Source organism: Flavobacterium procerum, from assembly GCF_042431625.1.
Classification (GTDB): Bacteria; Bacteroidota; Bacteroidia; order Flavobacteriales; family Flavobacteriaceae; genus Flavobacterium; species Flavobacterium procerum.
On the sequence record NZ_JBHLYW010000001.1, the window covers coordinates 294,493 to 315,891 of the forward strand.

Consider the following 21,399-nt stretch of genomic DNA (forward strand, 5'->3'; position numbering starts at 1 on the left):
TTATCTGTTGTCGTTCATTTTTTCTTCGATTCTTTTCGAAATTCTAAAAATCAAAAGAATCAAAACGGCACAAAAAGAAGCTGCAATTCCAATAAGGGCAACACCACTATCTCCTTGTAAAGGACTATTGAAGTCTAGTTGCGTAACATTGAAAACAATTAAAGCCAATGCTAGAAGCACCAAAATTGAAGTGAAAATTTTCATAAGATTGTTCTTGTTTGTCTAAAATAATAAAGTAAGACTCTGCGGGAAAATGCCGTGGAGTTGTATTTTAGAAATTTTATGGGGTAAAAGTATAAAAATTAATTTTAGACGAACAAACCTTTAACATTAGCGGCAAATAATTTAACAGCAATCGCTAAAAGTATCACTCCAAAGGTCTTGCGAACCACTCCAAGTCCATTTTCTCCTAGTAAATTTTCGATTTTTTTAGAAGATTTTAAAACGATATAAACCAGTATAATATTGAGCAAAATTGCGATGATAATATTAATGGTGTGAAATTGAGAACGAAGAGACAATAAAGTCGTCATAGTTCCTGCTCCGGCAATCAGAGGAAAGGCTAAAGGCACGATGGAGGCAGATCCTGGTTCTTCGTCACGATAAATTCGGATTCCTAAAATCATTTCTAAAGCAAGAAAGAATAAAACAAACGAACCCGCTACGGCAAACGAATGTACATCGATGCCGATTAAGGTCAGTAAACCTTCTCCGATAAAAAGAAAGACGATCATAATGGTTCCGGCAACAATGGAAGCTTTTTCAGATTCGATGTGCCCTACTTTGGCTCTTAAATTCACAATAATCGGAATAGAACCAACAATATCGATTACGGCAAAAAGCACCATACTTACAGTAATGATTTCTTTTAGACTAATTTCTAACATATCGCTTTGATTTTTAGGGTTTAAAAACTGCTGCAAAAATAAATAATAAAGTTAAGTGTTTTTCCGATACAATGCATTTTTGTTATAAAAACACGTTTTGATGTTTTAAAAAGTGATATTTGTAACAATTATGATTTTTGCCGCAGAGTTTCGCAAAGATTTTTTGCAATGAGTCGCGAAGTAATATTTTTTAAAATGACAATATTCAGCAGGAATCTTTGAGGAACTCTGTGTATGACTTTGTGAATCCTTGTCGTGCATTTTTTATCTGCTTTCTTTGACTATCTTTGCACTCTAAAAATAATGTCATGTTTCAGTTAGGTAAAACTATTATTTCAGAAGATATTCTGGAAAAAGAATTTGTGTGCAATTTGTCTGCTTGTAAAGGAGCTTGTTGCGTTGATGGAGATGCGGGTGCGCCTTTGAATGAGGCTGAAACTAAAATCTTAGAAGAAATCTATCCAAAAGTTAAACCTTTTTTGCGCAAAGAAGGAATTGAAGCAATCGAAGCGCAAGGTGCTTGGGTAAAAGGAACCGACGGTGATCTTGAAACGCCGCTGATTGACGATAAAGACTGTGCCTATGTGATTTTTGATGGTCAAACCGCGCTTTGTGGAATCGAGCAAGCCTATAATCAAGGAATAGTAGATTGGAAAAAACCGGTTTCTTGTCATTTGTATCCAATCCGTGTAAAAGACTTTACAGAATTCGCTGCCGTAAATTATGATCGTTGGGATATTTGCGACGATGCTTGTTCTCTTGGAAAAGAATTGGAAGTTCCGGTTTATAAATTTGTGAAGGAAGCACTCATTCGCCGTTTCGGAGAAGACTGGTATCAAGAACTTGAAAAAGTGGCTCAAGAACTTAAAAATTCATAAAAAATAGAAGCAGATAATTAATGTTTTTTCTACACCTTTTTTGACTCAAAAAAAATAAATTTTGACTCAAAAAAAACTTTCTAAAAGTATTTAAAAATTCTTGCATTTTACATTAAAAATTCTATATTTCACAGTCCCCATAACCTTTTTTTTGGATTTTAAAATACTTGTTTTCAGGTATTTAATTGTTGTCTGAAAAATACAGCAGTTTTTAGGCTTTGTTAAAAACTACGATCAATTGTGAATAAGTTTGGCTTTTATTTTTGGCGTGAAATGACAATCTTTGTAGTGCCTATTTTAACGGTAAAAAAACACTAAAAAATTAACAGAATCTGTCATGTCACAAATCGAACCAATATTACAAGAAAATAAAAACCGCTTCGTTATTTTTCCGATTAAACATCATGATATTTGGGAATGGTACAAAAAGATGGAAGCGAGTTTTTGGACTGCAGAAGAAATCGATTTGCACCAAGATTTGACAGACTGGAATAATAAGTTGAATGATGATGAAAGGTATTTCATCAAACATATTTTGGCATTTTTTGCTGCTTCAGACGGAATCGTAAACGAAAACTTAGCGGAGAATTTTGTAAACGAAGTGCAATATCCAGAAGCGAAGTTTTTTTATGGATTTCAAATCATGATGGAGAATATTCACAGTGAAACGTATTCTTTATTGATTGATACTTATGTAAAAGATGATGCCGAAAAAGCAGAGTTGTTTAACGCTTTGGAAGTATTCCCTGCAATTGCCAAAAAAGCAGAATGGGCTTTAAAATGGATCGAGTCAGATTCGTTTGCTGAGAGACTTATTGCTTTTGCAGCTGTTGAAGGAATCTTTTTCTCTGGTGCTTTCTGTTCTATTTATTGGTTGAAAAAACGTGGATTAATGCCAGGTTTAACATTCTCTAATGAGTTGATTTCTCGTGACGAAGGCGTACATTGTGATTTTGCGGTTCATTTGCACAATCACCATTTGGTAAACAAAGTGCCAAAAGACAGAATCAAAGAAATTATTGTTGACGCTTTAGATATCGAAAGACAGTTTGTGACTGAATCTCTTCCAGTAAGTTTAATTGGTATGAATGCTGGTTTAATGACACAGTATTTAGAGTTTGTTGCCGATAGACTTTTGGTAGAATTAGGATGCGAGCGTGTTTACGGTTCAGCAAATCCATTCGATTTCATGGACATGATTTCGCTTCAAGGAAAAACCAATTTCTTTGAAAAACGTGTTGCAGAGTATCAAAAATCAGGTGTGATGAACACAGATAGCGATGCTCAGAAAATTTCATTTGATGCAGATTTTTAGACAACAAAAATACTTTTAGCGTCTGCTCTTCAAGAGGCGTTAAAAAAAGATTAAAGAACATTATTTTAAGGTTGGATCACTTTCCCCAAGTCGCAGGTTCAATAACAATTTTAGACACATTTAAATTCGATTTTCGAATTTGAAACGAGTAACTATTGAGAATTTGGTAATTCTCTAAAATTAATTTAAAAACACGCAATGTTTAAGTGCTGGAGTTCGTTCTCTAGTTACTTTCATTTTTTCAATAACTATAAAAGGTAAGCTTATGTATGTAGTAAAAAGAGATGGCCACAGAGAGCCCGTAATGTTTGATAAGATTACAGAAAGAATCAAAAAATTGTGCTACGGCTTGAATGAGCTTGTAGATCCGGTAAAGGTAGCGATGAGAGTTATCGAAGGATTGTATGACGGAGTTTCGACTTCTGAATTGGATAATCTTGCAGCAGAAACTGCGGCATCTATGACTATTGCTCATCCGGATTATGCACAATTGGCAGCTCGTATAGCAATCTCAAATTTACATTCTAATACAAAAAAATCTTTCTCAGAAACGATGAAAGACATGTATCACTACGTGAATCCAAGAAACGGTCAAGATGCCCCGTTAATTGCAGATGACGTATTTAAAGTGATTACGGAAAATGCTGCTTTTTTAGATTCTCACATTATTTATACAAGAGATTTTAATTACGATTACTTTGGTTTCAAAACTTTAGAACGTTCTTATCTTCTTAAAATAAACGGAAAAATCGTAGAAAGACCACAACATATGTTGATGCGTGTTTCTGTTGGTATTCACTTAGATGACTTAAAATCGGTAATTGAAACTTACGATTTAATGTCTAAAAAATTCTTTACGCATGCAACGCCAACGTTGTTCAACGCGGGAACTCCAAAACCGCAAATGTCTTCTTGTTTCCTTTTGGCAATGCAAGATGATAGTATTGACGGTATTTACGACACCCTAAAACAAACAGCAAAAATCTCGCAGTCAGCGGGAGGAATCGGACTTTCTATTCATAACGTTCGTGCAACTGGATCTTATATTCGTGGTACAAACGGAACTTCAAACGGAATTGTTCCGATGTTGAGAGTTTTCAATGATACCGCTCGTTACGTAGATCAAGGTGGTGGAAAACGTAAAGGAAGTTTTGCAATTTACATCGAAACCTGGCATGCTGATATCTTTGATTTCTTAGATTTAAAGAAAAATACAGGAAAAGAAGAAATGCGTGCTAGAGATTTATTCTTCGCCATGTGGACTTCAGATTTATTCATGAAACGTGTTCAGGAAGATTCAACTTGGACTTTGATGTGTCCAAATGAGTGTCCAGGATTATATGATGTTTACGGAGATGAATTCGAAGCATTATATACAGATTATGAATTTAGAGGAAAAGGAAGAAAAACGATCCGTGCACGTGAATTATGGGAGAAAATCCTTGAATCTCAAATCGAGACTGGAACGCCATATATGTTGTACAAAGATGCAGCAAACCGTAAATCGAACCACAAGAATTTAGGAACAATCCGTTCGTCAAACTTGTGTACAGAGATTATGGAGTTTACATCGAAAGACGAAATTGCAGTTTGTAACTTAGCTTCTATTTCTCTTCCGATGTTCATTGAAAACGGACAATTCGATCACCATGCGCTTTACAATGTTACCAAACGTGTAACTCGTAACCTGAATAAAGTAATCGACAGAAACTATTATCCAGTTCAAGAAGCTGAAAACTCAAACATGCGTCACCGTCCAGTTGGATTAGGTGTTCAAGGTTTAGCAGATGCTTTCATCATGTTGCGTATGCCGTTTACAAGCGATGAAGCTAAAAAATTAAACCAGGAGATTTTTGAAACTTTATACTTCGCTGCTGTAACCGCTTCTATGGAAATGGCAAAAGAAGAAGGACCATACTCAACTTTTGAAGGTTCGCCAATGTCACAAGGAGAATTCCAATACAATATGTGGGGAATGAAAGATGAAGAATTATCAGGCCGTTGGGATTGGGCATCCTTAAGAAAAGAAGTTGTTGAGCACGGAGTTCGTAACTCATTGTTAGTGGCACCAATGCCAACTGCATCGACTTCTCAAATTCTTGGAAACAACGAAGCTTTTGAACCGTATACATCAAACATTTACACACGTCGTGTATTGTCTGGAGAATTTATCGTAGTAAACAAACATTTACTGGAAGACTTAGTAAAACTAGGTTTATGGAACGAAGATTTGAAACAAGAAATTATGCGTCATAATGGTTCTGTTCAAAACATCAATATCATTCCGCAAGACTTAAAAGAGCTGTATAAAACAGTTTGGGAAATGTCGATGAAAGATATTATCGATATGTCTCGCCAAAGAGGATATTTCATTGACCAGTCTCAATCGTTGAACTTGTTCATGCAGGATGCCAACTATTCTAAACTAACGTCAATGCACTTTTATGCTTGGCAGTCTGGTTTAAAAACAGGAATGTATTATCTAAGAACAAAAGCAGCGGTAGATGCGATTAAGTTCACATTAAACAACGATAAAAAAGAAGAAACAGCTCCGTCTCTAGTTCAGGAAACTGAAGCAATCAGTGTTGAGGATTACAAAGCAATGCTTTTAAAAGCACAAGCGGCAGATCCTGAAGATTGTGAGATGTGTGGGTCTTAAATGATTTTAGAATGTAGATCTGAGATTTTAGATTTTTAATTTGATATATGAAAAGCAGTTATCGTTTTGATAGCTGCTTTTATTTTTTAGGAGCTATTCCCGCTTTTCGTTTCAATCTTTTTATTTTTAAAGAAAAAATAAAAAGGATTTCCACTTCAATCGGGGCTAGAATATTTGGCTTCATTATTATAAATTGAAACAGATGGATTTATTAGAAAAAACAATTCACAATACAAAAGAGCTTTATAGTCTTGCTTTGAAATATTTTCAGAATATGGATCCAGCACAATATCATGATGTCGAGTTTGATTCTATTCTTCCAAAATCTATTTCGATTTTAATCGACCATGATTTTATTCCAACTCCATGTATTGAAATCAAATTAGAACTTTATAAGAATCAGATAAAGTCAGGTAATTATTTTCTATATCTAAATGAAAATAAAGAATTCGTGGATGAGTTTTTGTACTAAGGAGGTTTAAGAGCTTTTGTGGATATAGCCCGTGGTTTCAACCACGGGAAACGAATTGGGATAATCCGTTGTGTTCCCGTGGTTGAAACCACGGGCTATATTTGATTATGATTGTCAAATATTTTGTAAACAATATCCTCAAAAATTCCCCGTTCTAATTATTACCAAAGACTTTTAAAACTTAGCATCTTAGTAACTAAGTGACTCAGAATCTTTTCTTTTAAACCTTTAAAAGAAAGTTGAGTCTTATTGTAATAATTTCTGAACGATGAAAAAAAGCAATCTTTGGTCTTTACGATTAGGTTTTTCAGGAAAACAAGCTTCAAAAATTGAAAAACTCGGCTTAGAAAAATTTCTAAAGCAATCTTATAATTCAAAATTTGATACAGCACTTCCGGACTTTCTGCAAGATCAACCTAAAACCACTTTAGAGTTGAAACAAGTTCGGGAAGTCATCAAAACTTCAGATTCCGAAACCAAAAAGGAAATTCAGAAAAAAGAAAATCAAGCAACTGCCGAATTCAAAAAATGGTGGATTGCTAAAATGCGAAACGATGAATTTCCATTGCGTGAAAATATGGTTTGTTTCTGGCACAATCATTTTGTTTCTACTTCGCAAAAAGTGAAAATCAATTACTGGATTTATCAGCACAATATGATTTTAAGAGAAAATGCCTTTGGGAATTTTAAAGAATTAACCAAACAGATTCTGAAATCAAATGCCATGGTTCGGTATCTGGATAACGGAGATAATAAAAAGGGGAAAGTCAACGAAAATTTAAGCCGTGAATTGCTTGAATTGTTCACAATCGGAATTGGGAATTATACCGAAGACGATATTAAAAACGGTGCAAAAGCTTTGGCTGGATTGAATATTGGCGATGAAGGTGCTGTTTACAGAAAAAATATCGAAGACAACAGTAATAAAACTTATTTCGGTAAAACAGGAAACTGGAAAGCAGATGATTTGGTCGATATTATTTTCGAACAGAAAAATATTCCGTATCTCATTACAAGGAAAATTTTGAAATGGTTTGTATATGACAACCCGCCAGAAGATTTAGTGTTGTATTATGGAGATTATTTCCGAAAGCAAAAGTTTGAAATCGAACCTTTATTGACTAAAATCTTTACGGAAGAATTTAAAAAAGAGAATTCTGGAAATAAAATCAAAAATCCGCTGGTTTATATTTTACAACTCTGTGATGAACTGCAGATGGGGAATGTTGATGACGCAGCGATTATGGCATTTGTAAAACAGCAGGGAATGGATTTGTACAATCAGGTAAATGTAAAAGGTTGGGACGGCGGAAATTCCTGGCTGACCTCACAAGTTTATCTCCAAAGAAACAATACAGCTGATTTATTATGCAGTGGAAAAAGCCTGAATCGAAAGGTTTTGAAAACGATGATGAACGGAGTAGAAAAAGAAAAATCGGAATATGAAAAAGTTGCGGTAAAAGTCAATTTTGATTCAGAAGGAAATAACAAAACCATCATTTCTGAATTGTCAGACCGATTATTATTTACCGTTAGCGATTCGGCTCAAAAAGACATGGAAAACCTTTTAAAATATGATTTTGACCCTAAGGATCCGCATGCTGATTTTGCAGTGGTCAGACTTTTTAATTACATTACAAAACTTCCGGAATATCAATTAATCTAAAAAGCACTAATCATGAACAGAAGAAATTTTCTAACACTGACAGGAACTTTTACAGGCGGATTACTTGTGCTTCCTGATTTTTTACATGCTTTTGGTTCGCAGAATAATTTGGTGGTTGGAGAGCAGTGTATTGTTTTTGTGCAATTGAATGGAGGAAACGACGGATTGAATACTTTTATTCCATACGACAATCCGCTGTATTATGATTTTCGAACAAAAATTGCCTTAAATAAAGATTTGGTTGTTGGAAAGAACAAAGGAATGGCATTTCATCCTTCGTTAAAAGATTTTGCCCAAATGCAGCAAAATGGAGATTTAGCCGTAATTCAGAATGTTGGTTATCCGGAACCTATTCGTTCGCACTTTAGAAGTCAGGAAATCTGGCAAACGGCAACCGATTCTAATAAATATATAAACGAAGGCTGGCTCGGAAGATTTCTCGATTTGCAATGCAACGGACATCAGGCGACAGCGGGAATCAATTTAGATTCGATTGATAATTTGGCTTTAAAAGGTGTTGAACCTAATTTTATAACTGTAAAAGATCCGGATCGATTTAAAGTTAAATCAAAAGAAGAAAATGTGACATTGTCTAAAAATCCGCATTTAGATTTTGTTCGAAAAATTGCCAATTCTGTAACAGAAGGTTCAGATGAAATCCAAAAAGCTTTGGCAAAATCTAAAACAGAAATCAATTATTCAAAAACAGAATTATCTAAAAACCTAGAATGGATTGCGCGTTTAATAAAAGGGAATTTAAACTCAAAAGTATATTATACGTCTCTTAACGGATTTGATACACACGACAATCAGCTTTCGATCCACGAAAGAAAATTAACCGATTTAAATGATTCTTTATATAGTTTTTATTCTGATTTAAAACAATCCCAATTATTGCAGAATGTTACAATAGTAGTTTTCTCAGAATTCGGACGAAGAGTAAAAGACAACGGAAACGGAACCGATCATGGAACTGCGGCGCCAATGTTCATCATTGGAGGGAATAACAAAGGAACAATTTTAGGAAGCAATCCAAATTTAGCGGACTTAGATAACGGTGATTTAAAATATGAAATTGATTTTAGAAGTGTGTATGCCTCTTTATTAAAAGAAAAAATGAACTTTGATTATGCTAAAATTGGGATTACTAGTAAACCGGTTACAGGATTATTTGGATAATCGCAATTTTTGTCATTTCGACCGAAGGGAGAAATCACACTAGAAATTCCACACAGTATATCGCCAATCTTTGTCGATAAGCGAGTGTGATTTCTCCCTTCGGTCGAAATGACAAAAACACCGAGTAATCTGTGTAATGTGAATTAATTAACCGAAAATATTTGCGCTAATTCGTGAATTCGTGGCGAAAAAAACTTAGAACCTTAGCATCTCAGAATCTTATAACTGAGAAAAAGCCATTGTAAATATCTCATTTTAAGCCGATATTTTTATATTATCATACAAAACATCATAAATTTGTTAAGAAATCCTTTTTTGTTTCATAAAATGCAATATTTTTTTTGGTGCGGTAAAAATAATTTATACATTCGCAGAGAATTTAAAAAATAACACAAACAAAATGGCAACTAACCGTTTTTATTTTAGCAACAATTTTTATTTCTTCTTTAGTAGAAGTCAGGATTGTGCTATGGTTATTTGAGATAAAAATTAAGACAAATAAAACTAATATACAATCCTGATGCAAATCAGGATTTTTTTTTGACTATATGACAACGAAAATTGCAATACAAGGTATAAAAGGATCATTTCATCATCAAGTTGTGAAAGAGTATTTCTCTGAAAATGTGGATATTGATGAGTGTTTGTCTTTTGAAGAATTGATCGACAGCCTTATTGCCGGAAAATCTGATCAGGCCGTAATGGCAATTGAAAATTCGATTGCAGGTCCGATTATTCCAAATTATGCTTTGATTGACAAGAACAATCTGCACATTATTGGAGAACATTATTTAAACATTCAACAGAATTTAATGGCTTTAAATGGTCAGAAAATTGAAGATATAAGAGAGGTTCATTCGCATCCAATGGCACTTTTGCAGTGTATGGATTTCCTGAAACAATATCCAAATATCAAATTGATTGAGGATAAAGATACAGCTGAAACAGCCAGAAGAATTCAGGAAAAACAGTTAACAGGAATTGCAGCAATTGCAAGTGTAACAGCTTCTGAAATGTACAATCTGGATATTATTGCATCATCGATTCAAACGATTAAAAACAATATGACTCGTTTCGTAATCATCAAAAAGCAAAATTCATTTTTGCCAGAAAACGAAATCAACAGGGCGTCAATCAAATTTGAATTAGATCATAAAAGAGGAAGTTTGGCGGCGGTTTTAAATGTAATGAGCGACTGCAAACTGAATTTGACAAAAATCCAGTCGCTTCCAAAAATCGAAACGCCTTGGAAATATTCATTCTTCGTAGACGTGACATTCGAGAAATACGAAGATTTTGCAAAAGCCAAAGCATTATTAAATATTATGGCAGAGTATTTTAAAGTTTTGGGAGAATATAAGAATACTAGACCTTAAGGAAGTTAAGAGTTATTAGTTAAAAGTTAGAAGTTAAAAAAGAAAGCCTAAAGCAATAAAAAAAATGATTACAACAGCAAAACGATTAGACACAGTTGAAGAATACTACTTCTCATCAAAACTAAGAGAAGTTCGTCAGTTGATGTCTGAAGGAAAACCGATCATCAACATGGGAATTGGAAGCCCTGATTTGAGTCCGTCAAAAGCAGTAATTGAAGCAGTCGCTGCGGCAATTCAAGACGAAAACGGGCATGGTTATCAAAGCTATCAGGGATTACCAGAAATGAGACAGGCGATGGCGGATTTTTATCGAGATCAGTTTGGTGTTGAAGTGAATCCGAATAATGAGATTTTACCTCTGATGGGTTCAAAAGAAGGAATTATGCACATTTCGTTAGCATTTTTAAATGAAGGCGACCACGTTTTGATTCCGAATCCAGGTTATCCAACTTATACTTCGGTAACCAATTTGGTTCAGGCAGTTCCGGTTTATTACGATTTGAAAGAAGAAAATGGCTGGGAACCAGATTTTGAAGCTTTAGAAAAGCTAGACCTTTCGAAAGTGAAAATTATGTGGCTGGGTTATCCGCACATGCCAACAGGAGCGAGAGGAAGTTTAGCGTTATTTGAAAAATTGGTTGCTTTTGCTAAAAAACACAATATATTATTGATCAACGACAATCCGTATAGTTTTGTTTTGAATGATAATCCGATGAGTTTATTGCAAGTTGAAGGAGCGAAAGAAGTGGCTTTAGAATTGAATTCACTAAGTAAAACATTCAACATGGCAGGCTGGAGAGTTGGGATGGTTTTAGGAAATCCTGAAATTATCGACGCAGTTTTGAAAGTAAAAAGCAATATGGACAGCGGCATGTTCTACGGAATCCAGAAAGGTGCAATTGCAGCTTTGAAATGTGATAAATCTTGGTTCGAAGACCAAAACAAAATCTACAGACGCCGTAGAGAATTAACGGAGAAGTTAGCAGAAAAGTTAAACTGTAAAGTGTATAAAGAAGGAGTTGGGCTTTTCGTTTGGGCAAAATTGCCAGAAGGAATCGAATCTTCGGAAAAGTTCATTGACGAAATATTATATGAGAAACATATTTTCATTACACCGGGAACCATTTTTGGAAGCAACGGCGAAGGATATATCAGATTCTCACTTTGTGTAAAAGAAGAAAAAGTACAAGAAGCGATAGATCGATTTTAGATTTCAGAATGTAGATTTTAGATTTTTTCGCTACAGTTTGTCATTTCGACTGAAAGGAGAAATCACACTCGCTTATCGACAAAGATTGGAGAAATAGCATACGTAATTTCTAGTGTGATTTCTCCTTTCAGTCGAAATGACAAAAAGGACGGAAAAAAATAAAAGGTCTTAAAAACGAGAAGCCCTAGCCCTGATAGAAGTGAAAATCCTTTTACGCCGGGGTTCGGCGGAAAAGATTGAAATGGATAGCAGGAAATAGCTTCAAATAAAAATAAATATGAAAGTATACGTAATAGGAATAGGGTTAATAGGCGGTTCGATGGTGCTAGATATCAAAGGGCGTTATCCTGATGCGACTATTTTAGGAATCGACAGTAACGAACAACATTTGCAGCAGGCAATTGATTTAGGAGTTATTGACGAAGCAGGAAGTTTTGAAGATTTACAAAAAGCCGATTTTGTAGTGGTTTCGGTTCCGGTAGATGTAGCGCTGACGGTTTTACCTAAAGTTTTGGACGCAGTAGGAGATAAAACAATTGTTTTTGAAGTAGGATCAACTAAAAAGCCAATTTGTGAAGCAGTAGCCAATCATCCGAAAAGAAGAAACTTTATTGCCACGCACCCAATTGCCGGAACAGAGTTTTCGGGACCTTCGGCAGCAATAAGAGGTTTGTTTCAAGGAAAAACAAACATCATCTGCGAAGTCGAAAAAACGGCATTTAAACTGCAGGAAAAGGCATTGAATCTTTTCAGCTCGATCGGAATGCGAATCCGATACATGGATCCAATTTCGCACGACAAACACATTGCTTACGTTTCGCATTTATCGCACATTAGTTCGTTTATGCTCGGAAAAACAGTAATGATAAAAGAAAAAGACGAACAGGACATTTTTGACATGGCGGGTAGCGGATTTGAAAGCACCGTTCGTCTAGCGAAAAGTTCACCCGCAATGTGGACACCAATTTTTAAACAAAACAAAGAATACGTTCTGGAAACCTTAGAAGGTTATATTGCAAATTTAACTCAGTTTAGAGATTTGCTGGCAGACGACAATTACAACGCCATTTTTGAAGAAATGGAAAGTGTAAATAAAATTAGAGAAATATTAAACGGAATAACAATAAAAAAGTAAACTATAAAAACGATGGAAAATAAGAAAGAAATGAGAAAGTGGTTAGAAGATTTCAATTTAAATCACCCACTTGTGATAGCTGGACCTTGTAGTGCAGAAACTGAAGAACAGGTTTTGAAAATCGCTCACGAATTGAAAGATTCAAAAGTAAGCGTTTTCAGAGCTGGAATCTGGAAACCAAGAACTCGTCCAGGAGGATTTGAGGGTATTGGAGAAATTGGATTAAAATGGTTGCAAAAAGCAAAAGCTGAAACTGGTTTATTAATGGGAACTGAAGTTGCGACTGCAGCTCACTGTAAACTAGCTTTAGAATACGATATCGACGTTTTATGGGTTGGAGCTCGTACAACAGCAAACCCTTTTGCGGTTCAAGAAATTGCTGATACTTTAAAAGGAACTGATAAAATTGTTTTGGTTAAAAACCCAGTAAACCCAGATTTAGCTTTATGGTTAGGTGGTGTTGAGCGTTTACACATGGCTGGAATCGAGAAATTAGGAGTTATCCACAGAGGTTTCTCAACTTACGAAAAAACAAAATACAGAAACATTCCAGAGTGGCAAATTGCTATCGAATTGCAAAATAAATTCCCTGATTTACCATTGATCATTGACCCTTCTCACATTACTGGAGATCGTAAAATGATTTTCGAAGTAACGCAAGAAGCTTTAGACTTGAATTACGATGGTATGATTATCGAAACGCATATCGATCCAGACAATGCTTGGTCTGATGCTGCACAGCAAGTTACTCCAGACACTTTGAAACAAATCATTAAAGATTTGACTATCAGAAAAACGGATGATACTACAGATGAATACAGCCAAAAAATGACAAAACTAAGAGCTAATATCGATGTTTTGGATGCTAATTTATTAGAGTTGTTAGGAAAACGTATGAAAGTGGCTGACGAAATTGGTCAAGTGAAAAAAGACGCAAACGTTGCGATTCTTCAAAACAACCGTTGGAACGAAATCTTAGGAAAAATGATTTTGGAAGGTGAGAAAAAAGGTCTTACAGAAGAGTTTGTTTTGAAATTATTCAAAGCAATTCACCAAGAAAGTATTGGTCACCAAGAGAAAATTTTCAACGCATAATTTTCTCAAAACATATAAGTGATATAAGGTAATTTAAGTTTTTGCAAACTGCATTTTAAAGTTTTCTTATAGCATTAATTGAAAATAGATTGTTTTTTTAAAATCTCCGTCGCTTTGAGAGAAGTGGCGGGGATTTTTGTTTTTAAACATAGCCCAAGGTTTCATCCTTGGGAACGCAATCCATATCCAATTTTTCAAGCATTAAATTCTAATATTTGCCTCCCAAGGTTGAAACCTTGGGCTATATTTTCAAAGGGGACTAAAGTTTTCTTATATCACTTATATGATTAATTTTTTTACTCCTTCCCAACCTTTTGAAATTTTTTATGCTCTATATCATTATACAACTTTAAATATCTATGCCATGAGACCAAAATTGCTTTCACTAATAACGTTGTTTTCTCAAACAAGGTTCAATTTTCTTCTTTGTTTCATATTCTTTTTAGGAACGAAGGTTTTTGCTCAAAGTCCCGAACTTACCGTTAAAGGGGAAGAAGCAGAAAAAGTGCGAATGAGTCAGTTAAAAGTAAATGTAAAAGTCGTAGGGAACATTGCCTATACTACTGCCGAAATGCATTTTTTTAATTCAGGGACAAGACAAATGGAAGGCGAGCTTATTTTTCCGCTACCGGAAAATGTTTCGGTTTCAAGATATGCAATTGATATTAATGGAAAATTGAGAGAAGCCGTTCCGGTAAACAAAAACAAAGGAAAACAGGTTTTTGAAGCAATCGAACATCGCCGAGTAGATCCAGGTTTATTAGAAAAAGTTGATGGGAATAATTTTAAGACGAGAATTTATCCGTTAATGCCAAACGGCGAACGAATTGTAGTTATCGGTTATGAAGAAGAGCTTTTGGCTTCAGACAAAGATAATCTGGCGTATCAGTTTTTGAGTCGTTATCCTAAAAAGTTGGATAAATTTGAAATTAATATTTCGGTTTTGGGAGCATCTGCACAGCCATTTGTAACTGGAGATTCTGAAAAAGAAATTGTTTTTTCTAAATGGAACCAGTCTTTTGAAGCATCCATAAAAAAAGAAAACTATCAGCCTTCAGAAAAATTACTTTTTAAGATTCCGATGCAGCAAAATATTCCGAGTGTTGTTGTACAGAATGTTGGTGGACAATATTATTTCTATGGAAATGCTTTTGTTGACGGGGGAAAGACGCTCAAAAAAACACCAAACTCAATTGGGTTGATTTGGGATAATTCTTTGAGTTGTAAAAACCGTGATTTAAAAAAAGAAATGAATTTGCTTGACGCTTATTTTCAAAAGATAAAAAACACAAAAGTGACGTTGTACTTTTTAAATTATACTTTCGAAAAACAAAAAGAATTTGTGATTTCTAATGGAAATTGGTCTGACTTAAAAGCGGTTTTAGAAAAAACAAAATACGATGGAGGTACTCGTTTTTCACAAATAAACTTTGAAAATCAGGATGAGTATTTATTTTTTTCTGACGGATTATCTTCTTTAAGTGAAAGTGTTCTGCCAAAAACAAAAAAGCCTCTTTATGCAATTACGTCTTCAGTTTCTGCTGATTTTGCTTTTTTGAATTATACTTCAATAAATACTGGAGGAAATTTCATCAACTTAAATCAAATAAATACTGTAACGGCTTTAGATAAATTGACCAATGTCAGTTTGAAGTTTTTGGGCATAAAAGAAAATCTTACGATAACAGATTTGTTTCCGATGGAAGGAACTCCTGTTTCAGGAAACCTTAGTTTTTCTGGAATTTCTTTGAATCCAAAAAATGAAATTACGTTGCTTTTTGGTTACGGAAACGGGACAGTTTTAGAAAGAAAAATAGCTTTAGATGCAGCTGCTCAAAATACGACTGATATTAATGTAGAAAAACTTTGGGCGCAAAAAAAGATAGCTAATCTTGAATTGCAGTACACTAAAAATGCTGATGAAATTGAACTTTTAGGAAAGAAATTCGGAATCGTAACCAAAAATACTTCTTTGATTGTTTTAGAAGATATTCGCGATTATATTTCGTATGATATTGTACCGCCAGCAGAACTTCTTGCCGAATTTGACCGCATTAAAAAACTGGAACAAGACAGCCGACTTGCACAACAAAAAAACAACTGGGAAAATATTGAACGTTATTTTACAGGATTGGATGAATGGTGGAAAGAAAATATAAGATATGTGAAGCCAAAACCAGTTAAATCTAAGAAAGAGAATTCGAGAAGACGAAATAGCAGTAGTAGCAGTGGCATTGGTAATGTTGCGAGAACAGCTTTAGAAAGAAGCGCAAGCGTAGCTGAAGGTTTTATTTCAGGAATTGTTGAAGATTCTTACGGAGCTCCTCTGCCTGGAGCCAACGTAACAATAAGAGGACAAAGAAATTCAGTAACTACAGATTTTGATGGAAAATTTACCATTCAGGCTTCTGAAAATACAGAACTTGTTATTTCTTATATTGGAGCAGAAAACGCTCATGTAAATGTTGGAAGAAACAATATGATTAGGGTGGCACTACGAGAACAGAGTGCACAGCTTGCAGAAGTAGTTGTTTCGAGTCCGAGAACACGCAGGGCTAATCCAAATGCGGTTTTAACGGTTGATGAACCCGTTGCTCGAGCAAGAGCAGTAGAAGAAAGAAAAGATGATGCAAGAAAAATGGAACAGTCTTCTAAGCTAGAAGAAGTTGTGGTAACGGCATATGCTGCAACTGCTAAAAGAGCAACTGTTACTGGTAGCATTCAATCTATTTCGGCTAAGGAAATTTCAGAAAACACAGCTATTTCACAAGTTCCAGGACTTGCAGTAGGTAGTGAGGTTGTTGTTAATAGCGAAGTAAAAGATAAAGCTGTGGCTGATACTTTAAACGTAGTTCAGGATTTTATAAATGATAATGTTTCTCAAACCGAAACCAAAACCTGGAATCCAGATAGATTGTATTTAAAAGCTTTGGCATCAGCACCAAAAGAAAAACAGTATGATTTGTATTTTGAACTGCGAAAATCAAATGAAAGAAATCCAAGTTTTTATTTTGATGTTGCACATTTTTTCTACAATCAAGGCGATGTAAAAAAAGCATTGCAGGTAATCAGTAATATTGCCGATTTAGGTTTAGAGAATCATCAGCTTTATAAAACATTAACTTATACTTTACGCCAATGGGAATCATATAACGATGCTGTGTTTACGGCGCAACAAGTTGCAAAATGGAGAGCTCATGAACCACAGAGTTTAAGAGATTATGCTTTGGCACTTGAAGATGCAGGAAAATATCAGGAAGCATTTGACCAATTGATAAAATCGCTTGAAGTAAATTATTACGGTGAAATGAATGGACAATATGAAGGAGTAGAAGATATTATTCTAATGGATGTTAATCGTTTAATGACTGAGCGTTCTGAAATAAAAGCAGCTAAGCTCGATAAAAAGTATCTTGCAAAAATGCCCGTTGATATTAGAATTATCATGAACTGGAATTTGATGGATGTAGATTTAGATTTGCATGTGATTGAACCAACTGGCGAAGAATGTTATTATGGCAACAAAACAACAGATGCAGGCGCGAGATTTTCAAAAGATTTTACACGTGGTTACGGACCAGAGCAATATTTAATCAGAAATGCTAAGAAAGGAAAATATAAAATCAAGACTAACTATTTTGGCGAAAGCGAATTGACTGAAAACGGACCAGCAACAGTTATGGTTGAAATTTATACCACGAAAGGAGGAAAAGTATCAAGAACTTTAAAAACAATTCAGTTAGGAAAAATAAAAGAAAATGAAATTTTAGCCGAAATCAATTGGTAAAGACGGTAAATTAAGGATTCTGTTTTCAAATTTAAAAGGCGAAATTGCGTTGTTCAATTCAAAAAACGTAATTTTGCCTTTTAAAATTTTTAGTTATAGAGCAATCTAAAAACTAAAATCAACAATTTGAATTTGAATGACAGGAACCGTTTATAAATCTACAGGAAGCTGGTACACCGTAAAATCTGAAAATGGGGATTTTATGGAATGCCGAATGAAGGGAAAATTCAGAATAAAAGGTATCAAAAGTACCAATCCTATTGCTGTTGGCGATATTGTAGATTATGAATTGGAGCAGAATTCAGATATTGTGACCGGAATGATCCACAACATTCACGAAAGAAAAAACTACATCGTTCGTAAATCGGTTAATTTATCCAAACAGATTCATATTATTGCTTCCAATATCGATCAGGTTTTTTTACTGATTACAATTGATAATCCTCCGACTACGACCAGTTTTATAGATCGTTTTCTAGTTACCGCCGAAGCGTACGGAATTGAAGCGATTCTTGTATTCAATAAAATCGATACACTAACAGAGCAGACATTAGACGATCAATTGTATTTACAGCATATTTATTCTGAAATTGGATATAAATGCCTGCGTATTTCATCAACAGAAAATAAAGGAATTGATAAACTAAAAGAAATGATGATCGGTAAAGTCAGCATGTTTTCTGGACACTCTGGTGTTGGAAAATCGACTTTGGTAAATGCATTAGAGCCAAGTCTTCACTTAAAAACTTCGGTAATTTCAGAACAGAGCAAGCAAGGTCAGCATACTACAACTTTTGCAGAAATGTACGATTTGTCATTTGATGCCCGAATTATCGATACACCAGGAATAAAAGGTTTCGGAATCGTCGATATGGAACCATCAGAAATCAGTCATTATTTTCCGGAATTCTTCAGGCTTCAAGATCAATGCAAGTTTAACAATTGCTTACACAAAGAAGAACCACATTGCGCTGTTAAAGCCGCTTTAGAAAAAGACGAAATAGCTTGGTCGCGTTACAACAGTTACGTGAAAATCCTTGAAGGTGACGAAGAACATTACCGCACAGATACTTATGGCGAAGATCGAGCTGCGAGTGATGAAACAAGGAAATAAAATCGTTAAAATTCCAATTTCAACTGTTGTCTATAAAAAATCCAAATTCCAATTGACAAATGGAATATTTATACTGTAGCGATGCACTGCAGTGCATCTAACCTAGAAGTTAAATCTGTTTAATCCGTGTAATCTGTGGCCAATAAATTACACTATACTAGATCAAAATAATAATGAGAGTAGTTATCCAAAGAGTTTCCCAAGCATCAGTAACAGTTGATGGTCAAAAAACAGCAGCTATTCAAAAAGGCTTATTGGTTTTAGTTGGAATTGAAGATGCCGATACTCAGGAAGATATTGATTGGCTTGCCGGAAAGATTATTAAAATGAGGATTTTTGGAGACGAAAACGATGTCATGAACTGCTCGGTTCAGGATGTTGACGGCGATATAATTGTGGTAAGCCAGTTTACGCTTCATGCCTCGACTAAGAAAGGAAACCGTCCTTCTTACATAAAAGCAGCGAAACCAGATTTTGCCATTCCCATGTATGAAAATTTTGTGAGGGCATTGGAAAATGAATTTCAAAAGAAAGTACAAACCGGAATTTTTGGTGCTGATATGAAAGTCAGCCTGTTAAATGATGGTCCTGTAACCATTCTAATTGACAGCAAAAATAAAGAGTAAAATTAAATTAAACAGCCGTTAAGGATTTCTGAAAATAATATATATTTGACGAAATTACTTACTAATGAAAAGCCTTTATTTTACGCTTATTTTCTTGTTTTCTGTACTGTTTTCTAGCGCTCAGAAAAATAATTATACTATTTTAACCATTGCCGACAGTCTTAAGGAAAATGCGAATGCGGTGGTTCGTTTAGATCAAATGGATATCACAATTGCTTCTCAACGAAGCATGAATTTGAAGATTCAGAGAGTGGTTACTGTTTTAAACGAAAACGGACAAAATCATATAGATGCTTATCAGCATTACGATAAATCTACTTCCATTAAAAATATAGAGGCAATTGTTTACGATGCTTTCGGTAACGAAATCAAAAAAATTAAGCGAAAAGATTTTAGAGACCAAAGTGCTGTAAGTGGCAGTACTCTTTTTTCAGATAATCGAATTCTTTTTCTGAACTATACTCCAACGACATATCCTTTTACCATTGTTTATAATAGCGAAGTAGAAACGTCGAATACTGCATTTATGCCACAATGGACTTTTTTGGGCGGTAATTATGTAAGCGTTGAAAAATGTGTCTTGAATGTAAGTTTTCCAAATAATTTAGGATTCAAAAAGAAAGAATTTCATTTTTCGGGCTTTAATATCCAAAAAACAGAAGATTCGGACACAAAACTCAGTTATTCGGCAGCCAATATCGTAGCGCAAAAAAGAGAAGATTACAGCCCGTCATCAATTGATTTGTTTCCGTCGGTCATGATGGGATTGGAGAAATTTCATCTTGAAGGTGTAGACGGAAATGCTTCAACATGGGAAGCATTTGGAAAATGGTATGGCGATAAAATCTTAAACGGAACTACGACTTTGCCCGATGAGACAAAAACTAAAATAAAAGAGTTGGTAGGAAATGAAAAAGATCCTATCAAAAAAGCAAAAATTATTTATGATTTTGTACAGAAGAAATCCAGATATGTAAGTATTCAGGTTGGAATCGGAGGTTGGAAACCTATGCTTGCTTCAGATGTTGACCGATTGGGTTATGGAGACTGTAAAGCTTTAAGCAATTACACTAAAGCGCTCTTGCAGGCTGTAGATGTGCCTTCGTACAACACAATTTTATACGGTGATTCTCATAACAAATTAAGTATACAATCCGACTTTGTTTCGATGCAAGGAAATCATATGATTTTGGCTGTTCCGAACGGAAATGATTATGTATGGCTTGAATGCACCAGTCAGGACGATCCTTTTGGCTATCAAGGAACTTTTACAGATGATCGCGATGTTTTGGTAGTAAAACCAGAAGGAGGCGAAATTGTTAGAACCAAAATTTATGAAGACAAAGGGAATGTTCAAAAAGACAAAGGGATATACACTCTAGACGAAAACGGTAATTTTTCTGGTTCGCTTTCTATCGTTTCAGAAGGGTTGCAGTATAGCCACAGAACGAGAGTCGAACATTTGCAACCTACAGAAAAAGAAAAGCATTATAAAAATTACTGGGAGAACATCAACAACTTGAAATTAGGAAAAATCAGCTTGACGAATGATAAAGAGAATATTCGTTTTACAGAAGATTTGCAGTTGAACGCTACGGGTTATGGTTCAGTTTCTGGTAATAAGATGATTTTTGTGATCAATTCATTTAATCAGACAAAAGGAAATGTAAAACGTATCAGAAACAGGAAAAACCCTTTTGAAATTCAAAGAGGATATTGGCATACCGATGAAATCGAAGTAAATCTTCCAGCTGGTTATGCGGTTGAATTTCTTCCTTCAAATTATGAATTAAAAGGAAAGTTCGGAGAATATAAAACCGAAGTCATAAAAAATGCCAATAATAAAATAACCTACAAAAGATCGATGTTTGTTGCCAAAGGAAAATATTCAAATACAGAATATGATGAATACCGTTTGTTTATGGAACAGATTTCTAGAAATGACAACGCAAAAGTTATACTAGCCAAGATTTAGACAAAAAGAACAATAAAAATAAACC

General features: G+C 34.7%; 16 protein-coding genes. 14 read left to right on the forward strand and 2 right to left on the reverse strand.

Going from position 1 to position 21,399, the window contains the following annotated elements; genetic code table 11:
• Both ACFFLS_RS01350 and ACFFLS_RS01355 read right to left on the reverse strand, forming a co-directional pair.
• Window positions 1-204: a hypothetical protein gene (locus ACFFLS_RS01350; RefSeq protein ID WP_379683667.1), complete on the reverse strand. Its 204-nt coding sequence runs from the start codon at window positions 202-204 to the stop codon at window positions 1-3.
• Window positions 205-308: 104 nt separating this feature from the next.
• Window positions 309-887, reverse strand: a complete 579-nt coding sequence (locus ACFFLS_RS01355; RefSeq protein WP_379683666.1) for a MarC family protein — start codon at window positions 885-887, stop codon at window positions 309-311.
• Window positions 888-1,195: 308 nt separating this feature from the next.
• Between ACFFLS_RS01355 and ACFFLS_RS01360 the strand changes: the two genes are divergently transcribed.
• From ACFFLS_RS01360 to ACFFLS_RS01425, 14 genes are all read left to right on the forward strand, one after another.
• Complete coding sequence (locus ACFFLS_RS01360) at window positions 1,196-1,765, forward strand: DUF3109 family protein (protein WP_379683665.1); 570 nt, start codon at window positions 1,196-1,198, stop codon at window positions 1,763-1,765.
• A 337-nt stretch (window positions 1,766-2,102) separates the two neighbouring features.
• A complete protein-coding gene (locus tag ACFFLS_RS01365; protein WP_379683664.1) occupies window positions 2,103-3,080 on the forward strand; it encodes a ribonucleotide-diphosphate reductase subunit beta in 978 nt (325 codons plus the stop codon).
• A gap of 265 nt (window positions 3,081-3,345) precedes the next feature.
• A complete protein-coding gene (locus tag ACFFLS_RS01370) occupies window positions 3,346-5,739 on the forward strand; it encodes a ribonucleoside-diphosphate reductase subunit alpha (protein ID WP_379683663.1) in 2,394 nt (797 codons plus the stop codon).
• 202 nt (window positions 5,740-5,941) lie between these two features.
• Window positions 5,942-6,211, forward strand: coding sequence for a hypothetical protein (locus ACFFLS_RS01375; protein ID WP_379683662.1), 270 nt, complete (start codon window positions 5,942-5,944; stop codon window positions 6,209-6,211).
• A gap of 268 nt (window positions 6,212-6,479) precedes the next feature.
• Entirely contained in the window at window positions 6,480-7,877 is a 1,398-nt protein-coding gene (locus ACFFLS_RS01380; protein ID WP_379683661.1) for a DUF1800 domain-containing protein, read from the forward strand.
• 12 nt (window positions 7,878-7,889) lie between these two features.
• A complete protein-coding gene (locus ACFFLS_RS01385; protein WP_379683660.1) occupies window positions 7,890-9,056 on the forward strand; it encodes a DUF1501 domain-containing protein in 1,167 nt (388 codons plus the stop codon).
• 548 nt (window positions 9,057-9,604) lie between these two features.
• The gene (locus tag ACFFLS_RS01390; protein WP_379683659.1) at window positions 9,605-10,432 is read left to right on the forward strand and encodes a prephenate dehydratase; all 828 of its coding nucleotides are present in this window, start codon (window positions 9,605-9,607) and stop codon (window positions 10,430-10,432) included.
• Window positions 10,433-10,496: 64 nt separating this feature from the next.
• The gene (locus ACFFLS_RS01395; RefSeq protein ID WP_379683658.1) at window positions 10,497-11,642 is read left to right on the forward strand and encodes a pyridoxal phosphate-dependent aminotransferase; all 1,146 of its coding nucleotides are present in this window, start codon (window positions 10,497-10,499) and stop codon (window positions 11,640-11,642) included.
• A 277-nt stretch (window positions 11,643-11,919) separates the two neighbouring features.
• Complete coding sequence (locus ACFFLS_RS01400) at window positions 11,920-12,777, forward strand: prephenate dehydrogenase (RefSeq protein WP_379683657.1); 858 nt, start codon at window positions 11,920-11,922, stop codon at window positions 12,775-12,777.
• Between the two features lie 12 nt (window positions 12,778-12,789).
• Window positions 12,790-13,872: a chorismate mutase gene (locus tag ACFFLS_RS01405; protein ID WP_379683656.1), complete on the forward strand. Its 1,083-nt coding sequence runs from the start codon at window positions 12,790-12,792 to the stop codon at window positions 13,870-13,872.
• A gap of 364 nt (window positions 13,873-14,236) precedes the next feature.
• Window positions 14,237-17,659 carry a DUF2135 domain-containing protein gene (locus tag ACFFLS_RS01410; RefSeq protein ID WP_379683655.1) on the forward strand — a complete coding sequence of 1,141 codons (3,423 nt, stop codon included), beginning with the start codon at window positions 14,237-14,239 and terminating at the stop codon, window positions 17,657-17,659.
• A gap of 136 nt (window positions 17,660-17,795) precedes the next feature.
• Window positions 17,796-18,773, forward strand: a complete 978-nt coding sequence (rsgA, locus tag ACFFLS_RS01415) for a ribosome small subunit-dependent GTPase A (RefSeq protein WP_379683654.1) — start codon at window positions 17,796-17,798, stop codon at window positions 18,771-18,773.
• A gap of 173 nt (window positions 18,774-18,946) precedes the next feature.
• Window positions 18,947-19,399, forward strand: a complete 453-nt coding sequence (gene dtd / locus ACFFLS_RS01420) for a D-aminoacyl-tRNA deacylase (protein WP_379683653.1) — start codon at window positions 18,947-18,949, stop codon at window positions 19,397-19,399.
• Window positions 19,400-19,463: 64 nt separating this feature from the next.
• Window positions 19,464-21,374 (forward strand): DUF3858 domain-containing protein, encoded by a 1,911-nt coding sequence (locus ACFFLS_RS01425; RefSeq protein WP_379683652.1) that lies wholly within the window; start codon window positions 19,464-19,466, stop codon window positions 21,372-21,374.
• The last annotated feature ends 25 nt before the right edge of the window (window positions 21,375-21,399 follow it).